The sequence below is a fragment of the Azospirillum lipoferum genome (assembly GCF_024170005.1).
Taxonomy (GTDB): Bacteria; Pseudomonadota; Alphaproteobacteria; order Azospirillales; family Azospirillaceae; genus Azospirillum; species Azospirillum lipoferum.
In genome coordinates this window covers 49,086-62,694 of the sequence record NZ_JALJXJ010000017.1, presented here as the reverse complement: position 1 = coordinate 62,694, position 13,609 = coordinate 49,086, and the positions used below count along the sequence as shown (strand labels likewise).

10 protein-coding genes are annotated in these 13,609 nt (G+C 66.4%); 9 read left to right on the top strand and 1 reads right to left on the bottom strand.

The annotated features are described in order from the left end of the window. Nucleotides 1-310: 310 nt before the first annotated feature. A complete protein-coding gene (locus J2848_RS29685) occupies nt 311-3,166 on the top strand; it encodes an ATP-binding protein (RefSeq protein ID WP_149234148.1) in 2,856 nt (951 codons plus the stop codon). Here J2848_RS29685 and J2848_RS29680 read toward each other — a convergent pair. Further along, nucleotides 3,127-3,513, bottom strand: a complete 387-nt coding sequence (locus J2848_RS29680) for a response regulator (protein ID WP_149234149.1) — start codon at nt 3,511-3,513, stop codon at nt 3,127-3,129. The genes J2848_RS29685 and J2848_RS29680 overlap by 40 nt on opposite strands. Nucleotides 3,514-3,774: 261 nt before the next feature. On the opposite strand from J2848_RS29680, the gene atoS reads away from it, so the two are divergent. The 8 genes from atoS (at nt 3,775) to J2848_RS29640 (ending at nt 13,551) form a co-directional block, all read left to right on the top strand. After that, entirely contained in the window at nt 3,775-5,625 is a 1,851-nt protein-coding gene (gene atoS, locus J2848_RS29675; protein WP_149234150.1) for a two-component system sensor histidine kinase AtoS, read from the top strand. Then, on the top strand, nt 5,622-7,040 hold the full coding sequence (atoC, locus tag J2848_RS29670; RefSeq protein ID WP_246194224.1) for an acetoacetate metabolism transcriptional regulator AtoC: 1,419 nt from the start codon (nt 5,622-5,624) through the stop codon (nt 7,038-7,040). The genes atoS and atoC overlap by 4 nt, the downstream gene beginning before the upstream one ends. A gap of 381 nt (nt 7,041-7,421) precedes the next feature. Beyond that, nucleotides 7,422-8,084 carry a CoA transferase subunit A gene (locus tag J2848_RS29665; RefSeq protein ID WP_149234151.1) on the top strand — a complete coding sequence of 221 codons (663 nt, stop codon included), beginning with the start codon at nt 7,422-7,424 and terminating at the stop codon, nt 8,082-8,084. Further along, a complete protein-coding gene (locus J2848_RS29660; RefSeq protein ID WP_149234152.1) occupies nt 8,077-8,733 on the top strand; it encodes a 3-oxoacid CoA-transferase subunit B in 657 nt (218 codons plus the stop codon). The genes J2848_RS29665 and J2848_RS29660 overlap by 8 nt, the downstream gene beginning before the upstream one ends. A gap of 115 nt (nt 8,734-8,848) precedes the next feature. Further along, on the top strand, nt 8,849-10,222 hold the full coding sequence (locus tag J2848_RS29655; RefSeq protein ID WP_149234153.1) for a TIGR00366 family protein: 1,374 nt from the start codon (nt 8,849-8,851) through the stop codon (nt 10,220-10,222). 89 nt (nt 10,223-10,311) lie between these two features. Beyond that, nucleotides 10,312-11,487 (top strand): acetyl-CoA C-acetyltransferase, encoded by a 1,176-nt coding sequence (locus J2848_RS29650; protein WP_149234154.1) that lies wholly within the window; start codon nt 10,312-10,314, stop codon nt 11,485-11,487. A gap of 94 nt (nt 11,488-11,581) precedes the next feature. Beyond that, entirely contained in the window at nt 11,582-11,797 is a 216-nt protein-coding gene (locus J2848_RS29645; protein ID WP_149234155.1) for a hypothetical protein, read from the top strand. Between the two features lie 62 nt (nt 11,798-11,859). Further along, complete coding sequence (locus J2848_RS29640) at nt 11,860-13,551, top strand: methyl-accepting chemotaxis protein (RefSeq protein ID WP_149234156.1); 1,692 nt, start codon at nt 11,860-11,862, stop codon at nt 13,549-13,551. Nucleotides 13,552-13,609: the final 58 nt, after the last annotated feature.

Here is a 13,609-nt window from a genome sequence, read left to right as displayed (position 1 = left end):
AGATTTCTTAAGGGTTGCAGCGTACTCGGTGCGCCGTTCCCGGTCACTCCCGGCAGTTCCGTGTCATACGCGGAACACATGAAACATCACGCATCTTTCCCGGAAAGTTCTGGCTGGCAGGCCGGTACCGCAACGCTTCCATGCACCAATATCCCAACAACCTCCATGTGATCGGCTTCTCGTTCCGCCAGTTCGGGAGCGAGCAGAAGATCCTCGACAGCCTCACTTCCAGTAGCGCCGGATACGGTGCGATTTGCTATGATACCCAGCCCGGATGCATCCCTGACGATGAAGGACGGGAGGTCGTTCCATGGAATCGTTCTTTCGTCGACTCTTCGAGTCGAGCCCACACCCCTATCTGGTTCTGCGGCCCGATGCCGCCTTCACCATCGAGGCGGTAAACGATCGTTATCTGTCTGCCACCGGCACCAGGAGGGAGCAGATTGTCGGCCGCGGGTTGTTCGACGTTTTTCCGGACGACCCCGCCGACCCGACGGCCACCGGCGTGGGCGATCTGCGGTTGTCCTTGCAGCGCGTGCTCGCCGACGGCGTCCAGGACATCATGGGCGTGCAGAAGTACGACATTCCCTGTCCCGATGGCGAAGGATTCGAGGAACGCTACTGGAGTCCCGTCAACACCCCGGTCAGGGGTGAGACGGGCGGCATCGATCACATCATCCACCATGTGGAGGACGTGACAGAGTTCATCCGGTCCGAGCGGCGCGCTTCGGTGGAAACCGCGCAGACGATCGAGCGTGTACAGGCGCAGGCTGATCGCATGCAGGCCGAGGTCCTCCGGCGGGCCAGCGAGGTCAAAGAGGCCAACCGGCAGTTGCTGGCGACCAGGGACGAACTGGCCCATCTGAATGAACGGCTGACCGAGTTGGACCGCGCCAAGACGCAGTTCTTTTCCAACATCAGCCACGAATTCCGCACCCCCCTGACCCTGATGCTGGGACCGCTCGAGGACGCCCTCGGCGACGGCGGACTGGCCGGCGCCCAGCGCAAGCGTGTCGAGGTTGCCCGCCGCAACGCCTTGCGCTTGTTGAAGCTGGTCAATTCCTTGCTCGATTTCGCTCGCGTCGAAGCAGGGCGCGCTCAGGCTTCTTTCGAACCTCTCGATCTCGCACTGGCGACCCGGGAGTTTGCCGGGCATTTCCAGTCGGCCTGCGACAGGGCAGGGCTGCGGCTCATGGTCGACTGCTCTTCCCTGCCGGAGGCGGTTTTCGTCGATCGCAACGCCTGGGAGACGATCGTCCTCAATCTGCTGTCCAATGCCTTCAAGTTCACGCGCGACGGCGAAATTGTCGTGCGGCTACGCGCGGCGGACGGCTCGGTGACATTGACGGTAAGCGACACCGGCAGCGGCATTCCGGCACACGAGTTGCCGCGCCTGTTCGAGCGCTTCCACCGGGTCGAAGGCACGCAGGGGCGCTCTTATGAAGGCACCGGCATCGGCCTGGCCCTGGTCCGGGAACTGGTCGGGCTGCATGGCGGCACCATCCGGGTGGACAGCATCCTGGGCGAAGGCAGCCGGTTCCATGTGACCCTTCCTTTGGGCCATGCCCATCTGCCGGCCGATCGTCTCCGGCTGTCGCCGCTTGCGCCGGCCGACCCGTCGCGTGCCGACGCCTTTGCCGCCGAAGTCGAACAATGGCTGTCGGATGGCGGGGATACGGACGGCAGTGATGCCGGCGCCGATGACGGTGTTAAAGGGGCGGCCGGCCATGGTGCCGTCTCCGGTCCGGCGAGGCCGGAGAGACCGCTCGTTCTTCTGGCGGACGATAACGCGGATATGCGGGGGTATGTACGACGAATCCTGACCGCCTCCGGTTATCAGGTCGTAGCGACCGGCGATGGCGAGGAGGCTCTGGCTGCTGCACGGAACCGTGTCCCGGATCTGGTGCTCAGCGACGTGATGATGCCGACGCTCGGCGGCTTCGGCCTGTTGCAGGCGTTGCGCGCCGATCCGCGCACCGGGAACGTCCCGGTGATCCTGCTGTCCGCCAGGGCGGGCGAGGAGGCCCGCGTGGAAGGATTGATGGCAGGTGCGGACGATTATCTGGTCAAGCCCTTCGGCGCCCGGGAACTGGTGGCGCGCGTCGGCGGCAGCCTGCAACTGGCGCGGATGCGGGAGGAGAAGGCGGCAGCCGAGCGCCGCATCGTCGAGAGGGCGCTCGACCTCAGCGAGGACCGCCTTCATCTGGCACTCGATAGTGCCGGGATGGGCATGTGGGACTGGGACATCGTCACCGGCGAACTGACGTGGTCGTCGATCTGCAAGGCGATCTTCGGCAAATCCGCCGACACGGCGATGTCCTACCCGGTCTTCCTCGACAGTCTGCATCCCGAGGACCGCGATGCGGTTGACGATCTGTGCCGTCGCTGTCTTGACCCCGCCGTCCGCGCTCCCTACGACACCCATTATCGCGTCGTGTGGCCGGACGGCAGCGTGCATTGGGTGCTGGCGCGCGGCAAGGTCTGGTTCGAGAGCGAGCGGCCCCTCCGTTTCACCGGCACGGCGGTCGACATGACGGAGCAGAAGGAGGCTGAACGCCATCTGCGCGTTCTGGTCGACGAACTGAGCCACCGGGTCAAGAACACGCTGGCGGTGATCCAGTCGCTCGCCGAGCAGACCTTCCGCGCAGGGAGCGACGTGACCGGGATCCGTCAGGCCTTGACGGGCCGTTTGCAGGCGCTGGCGGATGCCCACACGCTGCTCACGCTGTCGAACTGGGAGAGCGTCGATCTCGAAATCCTGGCCGGGCGGGTGGCCGGCCCGCTGGCGACGAAAGACGACGGGCGCTTCACCATGCTCGGGCCACCGGCCAGCCTGACCACCAAGGCGTCGCTGGCCTTCGCTCTGGTGCTGCATGAACTGTGCACCAACGCCGCCAAATACGGCGCCTGGAGCGTCGCCGGCGGCAATGTCGCGCTGGCGTGGCACATATCCGGCGACAATATTATCCTGGATTGGACGGAGAGCGTGCCAACCCTGGTGACACCGCCCGCCCGATTCGGATTTGGCACCCGACTGATCCGGCAGGCGGTGGAGTACGATCTCGACGGCGAGGTGGCGCGCGACTTCCGAACGGAGGGCCTGCGCTGCGTCGTGACCGTGCCGGCTTACCGGGCGCTGGTCTCCTCGGCCCGTCCCAGCAACTGAACAAGCGCCTGCCGCAGCCGTTCGGGTGGATAGGGCTTGTTGAGAACGGGGCGGTCGCGGAAGGCGGCGGGAAGCGCTGCCGGGTCGGAATAGGCGGTGGCGAACAGGAATGGGATGGAGGCGGCCGCCAGGGCTTCAGCCACGGGATCGACGCGCTCGTCGCCGAGGTTGACGTCCAGGAGGGCGCCTTGGAAGCTCTCTTCGCTGGCGAGCAACCTCAACGCCGTCCGCGTATTGGACGCCGGTCCGACGACGTCGTAGCCGAAGGCGATGAGCGTCTGCTCCAGAGCCATGGCCACCAGCCCCTCATCTTCCACCACCAGGATTCTTGCCGCCCGCTCAGTCATGATTCCATCTATCCGTGTTGTAGCCGCGATATAATACACCATTACGTCAGCTTCGCGCCTGGAATCGACAGAATCGAGATGATTGCCCCTGACCACAATTGAGGATGATTCTTACGTCACGGTCGCCACGGTGATCCCCTGGGAACGGCCTGCGGCCGTGGAGGGCAAGGCGTTCCTCCTTTCCCAGCCTGCCGCAAATCTGCTATGGCCGCGGAACCGGGCGGGAGCTAGGCCATGCCCGGTTGATGAGGAGTGGGCGTCATGTGGCCCCTTGACTGGATCCGCCGTTCTCTGCCGAGCACCCTGCGCGGCAAACTGTTCCTGGTTTCGCTTGCCGTGGTGGTCCTGCCGATTTCGCTGACCGGCTATCTGCTGGAACGGGAGGGGCGGCAGGCGCTGGTTCGGGAAAAGTCGGAAAAGCTCTTTGGCCTGACGCGCCTGCTGGATGTGCATCTCGGTTCCGGCTTCGATTCCTTGCTGGCCGATATGGGGGGTGAGGCCGGCGACCGTGGTTCCGCCATCCGCGCCCTTTCAGATCGGCTGACCCCCTTCACCGACATGATCGCCGGAGCGAACCCTGGTGTGGGAGTCGGCTATTACAGCAAAGCGCTCAACGCCATCATCACCTATGGGCCCAGCCGGGACTACAGTGCGACGGTCGGCACCACCATACCGCCCGAGCATCCGGGCTGGCATGTGCTGGAAAGCGGAAAGCAGGCTGTCGAAAGCGGCCGGCAGGTGCGCGGCTTCATCCTGAACGCGATGCTGCCCATCGTACGCGACGACAGCGTGATCGGCTATATCTGGGCCAATGAGCTTTCCGACGATGTGGAGCGGCAGGCGGCAGCCATGGACCGTGCGGTTCTGACGGTCAGCCTTGGGGGAATATTGCTCGGGCTTGCGCTGACACAGGTGCTTGCACGCGGGGTCGGCCGCGACATCAGACAGATCATCGACGGCTTGCTCCGCATGCGGAGCGACCTTGGCGACGCGATCCGACCTCCGCCGGGTGAGGTCGGTGCCATTGCGGTTGAGGTCAACGCCATGGCACGCGCCCTGCTGGATGCCAAATCCCTGACCGAAAATATCCTGCACAGCATTGCCGATGGCGTGATCGCCGTCGATTGGGCCGGGCACGTCACAGCACTCAATCCGGCTGCAGAGGCGATGATCGGGGTGACCGCAACCGAGGCGATCGGCAGACCCTACGAGTCTCTGTTCAAACCGGATGCCCGGTTCGCCAGCCCGTTGCTCGATACGCTGAAGACCGGACGGCCGCACGTCGGTATGACGTTGGATTTCCCGGGGGTCAGGCAGACTCTTCATCTCACCGTGTCGAGCAGTCTGCTGCGCGACAACCATGGCGAGGCCATCGGCGCGGTGGTGGTGCTGAAGGATTTGACCGAGCAGCAGCGGCTCCGCACCCAGATCATGCGAGCTGACCGGCTGGCGGCGCTGGGTGAACTGGTCGCCGGCCTCGCCCACGAGGTGCGCAACCCGCTGACCTCGATCCGTGGCTTCATGCAGTTCCTTGAAAGCTCCGACGATGTCGCCGAGTGGCAGCGCTATGCCCCGCTGATCGTACGGCAGGTCGACAGCCTGAACCGCCTCGTCACCGAACTGCTGGAGTTCGGCCGGCCCCGCCCGCCGGCCTTCCTGCGGGTGCAGTTGAACGATCTGATCCGCGAGGTGTCTTTGCTGGCAGGGCGCAAGTCGAACGCCCGCATCGCCCTGCATCCCGCCCCCGACCTGCCCCTGGTCGAAGCCGATGGCGAGGCGCTGAAGCAGGTCATGCTCAACCTGATCATCAACGCGGTCCAGGCGACCTCGGAAACCGGAAGCATCGCTATCGCTACCGCCATGGCGGCGGATGGCCGCGAGGCCGTTGTCACGGTGACCGACGATGGCGAAGGAATCACGCCGGAAAACCTCGACAAGGTGTTCGATCCCTTTTTTTCGACCAAACCGCAGGGGACCGGGCTTGGGCTGGCGATGGCGCACCGGATCGTCGATGCGCATCATGGAACCATCTCCATCGCCAGTGTGCCGGGCGCCGGCACCACGGTGACCTTGCGGATTCCCATCCTTCCCAACCGGGCGGTTGACGCATGACGACCCAGTTCCCAGCCATGCAGCAGACGATATCGGCCCCGGCCGTCCTGGTGGTGGATGACGACGAGGCGATCCGCGAGATGCTTGCGGCGGTGCTGACGCGCGACGGGCTGTCGGTGACGACCGCCGCTGACGGCGTGGAGGCGGTCGCCGTCTTCGCCGCACAGCGCCATGCCGTCGTGCTGATGGATGTCCGCATGCCGCGGATGACCGGGTTGCAGGCGCTGGCGGAGATCCGGAAGCTCGACCGCTCCACCGCGGTGATCCTGATGACCGCCTTCGCCGAGGTCGGCTCGGCGGTCCAGGCGATCAAGGATGGCGCCTTCGACTATGTCATCAAGCCGTTCGACATCGCGGAGATCCTGCTGCAGGTCGGGCGGGCGTTGCAGATGCGCCGGATGCGCGACGACATCGCAACGCTGCACCGCGAACTGTCCAGCAGCTATCACACCGGCCGCATCCTGACCGCCAGCCCGCGCATGGGCGAGCTTCTCCAGACCATCGCGAAGGTCGCCAAGAGCAACGCCACCGTGCTGGTGACCGGCGAGAGCGGCACCGGCAAGGAGTTGGTGGCGGCGGCCATCCACTACAACAGCCCGCGCAACGCCGGTCCCTTCGTCAAGGTCAACTGCGCCGCGGTGCCGGAAGGGTTGCTTGAAAGCGAGTTCTTCGGTCACGAGAAGGGCGCCTTTACGGGGGCGCAGGCGCGCCGCCGCGGCCGGTTCGAGCAGGCCGGGCACGGCACCCTGTTTCTTGACGAGATCGGCGACATTTCCCCCGGTTTGCAGGTGAAGCTGCTGCGCGTCCTTCAGGAGCGCGAGTTCGAGCGGGTCGGCGGCACGGAACTGGTGCGTACGGATGTGCGCGTCATCGTCGCCACCAACCGGAACCTGGAAGAGATGGTCCGGCAGGGACTGTTCCGGCAGGATCTCTATTTCCGGCTGAATGTCGTGACCCTCAGGACCGTGCCGCTGCGCGAGCGGCCGGAGGATGTCCGTTTGCTCGCCAGCCATTTCCTGCAACGCTTCGCTGCCGAGAACCGGATCGAGGTCAGCGGTATCGACGAACAGGCGATGGAACGCCTGCTGGCCTACCACTGGCCGGGCAACATCCGTGAACTGTCCAATGCGATGGAGCGCGCGGTGGTGATGAGCACCGGCGCGATGATCGTCGCGGAGGATTTGCCGGAGCAGATCGCCGGATTTGCTGAGGACGGCGTGCCGGGCGGCGGCAGCGATATCGTCCCGCCGGTTGCGGGCGGTGGTGGCCTGCGCGAACAGGTCAGCCGCTTCGAGGCGCGCGTGGTGGCCGAGGCGCTGGCCCGCAACGATGGCAACCGTATGCGGACGGCCCGGGAATTGGGGATCAGCCGCCGGTCGCTGCTCTACAAGCTGCAGGAATACGGCATCTCCTGAACCGAGAGTGCCGCAGGGTGTCGCTGCGCAAGATCTTGCGCAGCACGCACAAAGTTGCACACCGGCCGAGGGTGATCCGCCCGCTCCCGGCCGGTCGCGGCGGCCGGAACCCAAGGAAGATGCGGGATGTCCGGGCTTCTCACGCCGGAGCCGGTGGTTGGCACATCCATTGCTTTAATGTGGATATATCGGCCGGCTCCTTTGCTCCACTGCCATGGCGTGGACATCGCGGGGCCCCCGATCGCAGCGCTATGAAACCAAGAATGAGCGCGTGGTCCGCTTCTCAGGGTTCCCCCTCGGGATCCCATGGCGGGCTTCGCGCCCGCGGGGCTGCCGACGGAGATCGATCCGCGGCACCCCGACGTCCAAGGGAGACGTCGAATGAGTAAAGTGCGAAAGCTGGAAGAAGCCGTCGCCATGATTCCCGATGGCGCGGTCCTGATGATCGGGGGATTCATGGGTGTCGGAACGCCGCCCCACCTGATCGATGAACTGCTCCGCCAGGGCAAGCGCGACCTGACGGTCATCGCTAACGACACCGCCCGCCCCACCGTGGGGATCGGCCGGCTGGTCTCGGCGAAGGCGGTGCGCAAGGTGATCGCCAGCCATATCGGCACCAATTCCGAGACCCAGCGGCAGATGATCGCCGGCGAGACAACAGTCGAACTGGTGCCGCAGGGCACGCTGGCCGAGCGGGTGCGGGCCGGTGGCTTCGGCCTTGGCGGCGTGCTGACGCCCACCGGCGTCGGCACGGTGGTGGAGGACGGCAAGCAGCGCATCGAGCTGGACGGCACCGTCTATCTGCTGGAGCGGGCGCTGAAGGCCGATTTCGCCCTGATCGCCGCCAAGCGGGCCGATTACCTGGGGAATCTCGAATACGCGCTGACGGCGCGCAACTTCAACCCGCTGATGGCGATGGCCGCCGAAACGGTGATCGCCGAAGCCGAGGACATCGTGCCGGTGGGCGTCATTCCGCCCGACAGCGTCGTCACCCCGAATGTGCTGGTCGACTGCCTGGTCGCCAAGGAGCATCGCCATGGATGAGAAAACCCTGATCGCCAAGCGCGTCGCGCTGGAACTGCGGCCGGGCAACCTGGTGAATCTCGGCATCGGCCTGCCCACCATGGTGGCCGCCCATCTGCCGGCCGGCGTCAACGTCTTCTTCCAGTCGGAGAACGGCATCATCGGCATGGCCCCGGTCCCCGAACCGGGAGCGGAGAACGACGATCTGAGCGATGCCGGCGGCAGCCCGATCGGCGCCGTTCCGGGTGCCGCCTCTTTCGACAGCGCGATGTCCTTCGGGCTGATCCGCGGCGGGCATCTGGACGTGACCGTGCTGGGCGGCCTGCAGATCGACGAGGAGGGCCGGCTCGCCAACTGGATGGTGCCCGGCAAGATGGTGCCCGGCATGGGCGGTGCGATGGATCTGGTCTCCGGCGCCAAGCGGGTGATCGTCGCCATGCAGCACAGCGCCAAGGGCACGCCCAAGATCGTCAAACGCTGCGAACTGCCGCTGACCTCGGTGCGGCGCGTCGACCTGATCGTCACCGAGCTGGCGGTGATCGAGCCGACGGACAAGGGGCTGGTGCTGCGGGAGGTCGCGCCCGGCGTCACGGTGGCCGATGTGCTGGCCCAGACCGGCGCCGAGCTGATCGTCCCGTCCGCCGTTCCGACCATGCCGGTCGGTGCCTGACCGTCGCCATCCGGGCATCGGCCCATTTCGATCGTTGGGGTAAACCGCCGTCCCCGCGCCGCCCGGCCGTCCTGTCCGGCGGCGCGAACGGCCCCCCTCGTGCCGGAGAATCGCCATGAGCGTCACCACCGCACCCCCGCCGGCGCCGGACGCCAGCGCCCGCTTCAATCCGATCACGCCGATTTCCCGCGCCCTGACCTGGCTGGTCAGCCGCTATCTGCCCGACCCGCTGATCTTCGCCATCATCCTGACCGTTCTGACCTTCGGCTTCGCCTGGTGGCTGACGCCGAGCGGGCCGGTCGATCTGGTGCGCATGTGGGGCAACGGCTTCTGGAACCTGCTGGCCTTCTCGATGCAGATGGCGCTGGTGCTGGTCACCGGCCACGCGCTCGCCAGCTCCGAGCCGGTGCGCAACGTCATGGGCCGGGTGGCTTCCATCGCCAGGACGCCGGCCCAGGGCGTCATGCTGGTCTGCTTCGCCGCCGCGGTGACCAATGTCGTCAACTGGGGGTTCGGCCTCGTCGTCGGCGCCATGTTCGCCCGCGAGGTGGCCCGCCGCGTCCCGAAATCGGACTACCGGCTGCTGATCGCGTCGGCCTATATCGGCTTCATGACGTGGCACGGCGGCTTCTCCGCCTCGGTTCCGCTGGTCGCCGCGACCAAGGGCAACCCGATGGAGAAGACGGTCGGCCTGATCCCGATCGCCGACACCATCTTCACCACCTATAATGTCGGCATCACGCTGGCGCTGATCGTCGTCCTGCCGCTGGTCTGCCGGATGATGCACCCCAAGCCGCATGAGGTGGTGGCGGTCGATCCGGCCCTGCTGAAACCGGAGCCCTCGACCAAGCGCGTCCTCGGCCCCGACGCCAGCCCGGCGGAAAAGCTGGAGGAGAGCCGCGTCCTCGGCTTCGTCGTCGCCGCGCTCGGCATCGGCTACCTGTTCCTCCACTTCCAGGCCAAGGGCTTCGACCTCAACATCAACACGGTCAACCTGATCATGCTGGTGGCCGGCCTGATCCTGCACGGTACGCCGATGGCCTATGCCCGCGCGGTCGCCAACGCCGCCCGCGGCACCGCCGGCATCATGGTGCAGTTCCCCTTCTATGCCGGCATCCAGATCATGATGGAGCATTCCGGCCTGGGCGGGCTGATCACCAACCTGTTCGTCGACATCGCCAACAAGGAGACCTTCCCGGTCCTCGCCTTCCTGTCGTCGGGCCTGATCAACTTCGCCGTCCCGTCGGGCGGCGGGCACTGGGTGGTGCAGGGCCCCTTCATCATGCCGGCCGCCCAGCAGCTCGGCGTCGATCTCGGCAAGGCGGCGATGGCCATCGCCTACGGCGAGGAGTGGATGAACATGGCGCAGCCCTTCTGGGCGCTGCCGGCGCTCGCCATCGCCGGGCTGGGGGTGCGCGACATCATGGGCTATTGCGCGACGGCCCTGGTCATCACGCTGCCCATCTTCCTGATCGGCCTCTATTTTTGACCGTCACCGACCAATCGGCCGCCGCGCTCCCCGGACGGGCGCGGCAGCCCTCCATCCCGCAAGACACAATTATTCCGGAGGAGTCCTCCATGACCGAGATCGTCATCGCCAGCGCGGTCCGCACCGCCATCGGCAGCTTCAACGGCGCTCTGGCCTCCGTCCCTGCCCATGAACTCGGCGCCGCCGCGATCCGCGAGGCGCTGTCGCGCGCCCACACCGACGCCGCCGAGGTGACCGAGGTGATCCTGGGGCAGGTGCTGACCGCCGGCCAGGGCCAGAACCCCGCCCGCCAGGCGGCGGTGAAGGCCGGCATCCCGGTCGAGAAGACCGCTTTCGGCATCAATCAGGTCTGCGGCTCCGGCCTGCGCTCGGTGGCGCTGGGGTATCAGGCGATCCATTGCGGCGACGCCGAGGTGATGGTGGTCGGCGGCCAGGAGAATATGAGCCTGTCGCCCCACCTCATGTATCTGCGTAACGGCACTAAGATGGGCGCCGCCGAGATGCTCGACAGCATGATCAGGGACGGGCTGTGGGAGGCATTCCACGGCTACCACATGGGCACCACCGCCGAGAATGTTGCCCGCGCCTGGGAGTTGAGCCGCGAGCGGCAGGACCAGTTCGCGCTGGCCTCGCAGCAGAAGGCCGAGGCCGCGCAGAAGGCCGGCCGCTTCCAGGACGAGATCGTGCCGGTGACCATCAAGGGCCGCAAGGGAGACACCATCGTCGACAGCGACGAGTATCCCAAGCACGGCACCACGCTGGAGGCACTGGCCAAGCTGCGCCCGGCCTTCGCCAAGGACGGCACGGTGACCGCCGGCAATGCCTCCGGCCTCAATGACGGGGCCGCCGCGCTGGTGCTGATGACGGCGGAGAATGCCGCCCGGCGCGGCCTGACGCCGCTGGCGCGCATCGCCTCCTGGGCGACGGCCGGCGTCGATCCCAGCGTCATGGGCACCGGGCCGATCCCGGCCTCGAAGCTGGCTCTGCGGAAGGCCGGCTGGTCGGTGGACGATCTCGACCTGATCGAGGCGAACGAGGCTTTCGCGGCGCAGGCGCTGGCGGTCAATGCCGGGATGGGCTGGGACGAGGGCCGGGTGAACGTCAATGGCGGCGCCATCGCGCTCGGCCATCCCATCGGCGCCTCGGGTGCCCGCATCCTGGTCAGCCTGCTGCACGAGATGGGCCGGCGCGACGCCCGCAAGGGTCTCGCCACCCTCTGCATCGGTGGCGGCATGGGCGTCGCCCTCTGCGTCGAGCGCGGCTGATCCGTCGAGTGGCGGAGCCGCTACCGATGCCATCACGATGCCATCACATGGCGGCGGCTCCGCGACCATTTGTACCCTTTTGAAGGATGGTAGTATGGCAGAGATTGTCGAAGTGTCCGTCACGCTGCGCATCGCGGTCACCGACGCCCCGGACGGGCGGGCCCTTGCCCTGCGGGCGGCGGAACAGTTCAGCCATGTCAGCCACGCCCAGATCGCCGCGTTCAACGAGGTGAACCGGGTCCATTCCGCCGACCATGGCACCGTCGAAGCGGTCACCAGCATCGTCGCTGGGGCGAGCCGCGGCTCGTAACGTTGGTCCGGCTCCCTGGAACGGGCCGGGGGGAACGGGCCGGAAAGAGGGAAGACAGGATCATGCGTTTGTCGGAGCTGCCGTTGCGGTGGCGCATCGGATTTCTCGCCTCGCTGTCGATCATCGCCGCCGGACTGGTGGCGGCGGTCGGTGGCCATTTCGTCAACCGCGCGCTGGTCGAACAGCGGATGAACAGCGTCCGCTTCATCGCCGAGAGCGGTGGCAGCATCGCCGTCCGCTTCCACAAGCTGGCGCAGGATGGCGCGATGAGCGAGGAGGAGGCCAAGGAGCGCGCCAGGACGGCGATCGGCGCCATACGCTACGCCGACGGTGAGTATCTGTGGATCTGGACCTCGCAGATCGTCAACGTCATGCACGCCAACCCGGCGCTGATCGGCAAGAGCGGTGCGGAGATCCGCGACCGCAACGGCGTCTACGTCATCCGCGAAGCGGTGCGCGGCGCGCTGACACCGGTGCCGGAATTCGTGAGCTACGAGTGGCCGCGGCCCAACGATCCCAAGGGGCCGACCTATGAGAAGCTGGCCTACTCGGTCTATTTCAAGCCGTGGGACTGGGTGATCGGCACCGGTGTCTACACCGACGACCTGCGCTCCGCCTTCTTCGGCATGATGACCGTCTTCGGGCTGGTGGTCGCCGGGCTGTCGGCGCTGGCCCTGCTGCTGGGCTGGGCGGTCGCCCGCAGCGTGACGCGCCCGCTGTCGCGCGTGCATGGCGTCATGCTGCGCCTTGCGGACCATGATCTGGATGCCGAGGTGCCGGAACGCGGGCGGCGGGACGAGATCGGCGGCATGGCACGCACGCTCGAGGTCTTCAAAGAGAACCTGCTGCGCAACCGGCAGATGGAGCAGGAGCGTCGCGACGCAGCCGTCCAGGCAGCCGCGGAAAAACGGGCAGCGGTGTTCGATCTGGCGAACCGGTTCGAAAGCAGGGTCGGCCGCATCGTCGACCAGCTCGGCCGGTCGGCAAGCGGCTTCAAGGAAACGGCTTCGCATTTGTCCGGCGCAGTCCGGAAGGCCGAGCAGGAATGCACGTCGGTGGCGTCGGCCTCCGAGCAGGCGTCGGTCAATGTGCAGGCCGTCGCGTCGGCCGCCGAGGAGATGTCCACGGCGATCCGCGGTTTGTCGGGACGGGTGTCGCAAGCGGCTCAAAGGTCGAGGGCGACCGCCGAACGGGCGGAACAGGCACGCAGTCATTTGGACGCGCTGTCGACCGCCATCGAACAGGTGGACCAGGTCGTCGCATCGATCAATGTCGTGGCATCGCAGACCAACCTGCTGGCGCTGAATGCCACAATCGAAGCGGCGCGCGCGGGCGAGGCCGGCAAGGGTTTCGCCGTGGTTGCGAGCGAGGTCAAGAATCTGGCCAGCCAGACGCACGCGATGACCGAACAGATCGGGCAGCAGATCAGCACCGTGAAAGCTGCGTCCGACCGGACCGTCGAAGGAATGCGTGGCATCATCGATCAAGTCGAGCATATCGACCAGTCAGCCGCCGAGATGGCCGCCTCGGTCGAGCAGCAAAGTGCGGCAACCGGCGAAATCAGCCGCAACGCTCAGCAGGCAGCAGTCGGAACCAATGAGGTTTCACGCAGCGTGGTCGACATCCGGAAGGCCGAGCAGGAGAGTGGGGTTGCCGCCAGGCAGGTGATCCAGTCCGCCGACACTTTGGCGGCTGATGCTGCCTTGTTGAAGCATGAACTTGAGGCATTTCTGGCGGAGATCCGCGCTGCTTGACCCTGTTCAGTACGGAATGCGTATTCGGTGGCTCGCCGGTGGTTTCAACCACAATGTC

Excerpts from the sequence above, each read along its gene's own strand:
- J2848_RS29665 (WP_149234151.1), top strand. The coding sequence starts at position 7,422 with ATGAGTAAAGTGCGAAAGCTGGAAGAAGCCGTCGCCATGATTCCCGAT.
- atoC (WP_246194224.1), top strand. The coding sequence starts at position 5,622 with ATGACGACCCAGTTCCCAGCCATGCAGCAGACGATATCGGCCCCGGCC.
- J2848_RS29645 (WP_149234155.1), top strand. The coding sequence starts at position 11,582 with ATGGCAGAGATTGTCGAAGTGTCCGTCACGCTGCGCATCGCGGTCACC.
- J2848_RS29655 (WP_149234153.1), top strand. The coding sequence starts at position 8,849 with ATGAGCGTCACCACCGCACCCCCGCCGGCGCCGGACGCCAGCGCCCGC.
- J2848_RS29660 (WP_149234152.1), top strand. The coding sequence starts at position 8,077 with ATGGATGAGAAAACCCTGATCGCCAAGCGCGTCGCGCTGGAACTGCGG.
- J2848_RS29680 (WP_149234149.1), bottom strand. The coding sequence starts at position 3,513 with ATGACTGAGCGGGCGGCAAGAATCCTGGTGGTGGAAGATGAGGGGCTG.
- J2848_RS29685 (WP_149234148.1), top strand. The coding sequence starts at position 311 with ATGGAATCGTTCTTTCGTCGACTCTTCGAGTCGAGCCCACACCCCTAT.
- J2848_RS29650 (WP_149234154.1), top strand. The coding sequence starts at position 10,312 with ATGACCGAGATCGTCATCGCCAGCGCGGTCCGCACCGCCATCGGCAGC.
- atoS (WP_149234150.1), top strand. The coding sequence starts at position 3,775 with ATGTGGCCCCTTGACTGGATCCGCCGTTCTCTGCCGAGCACCCTGCGC.
- J2848_RS29640 (WP_149234156.1), top strand. The coding sequence starts at position 11,860 with ATGCGTTTGTCGGAGCTGCCGTTGCGGTGGCGCATCGGATTTCTCGCC.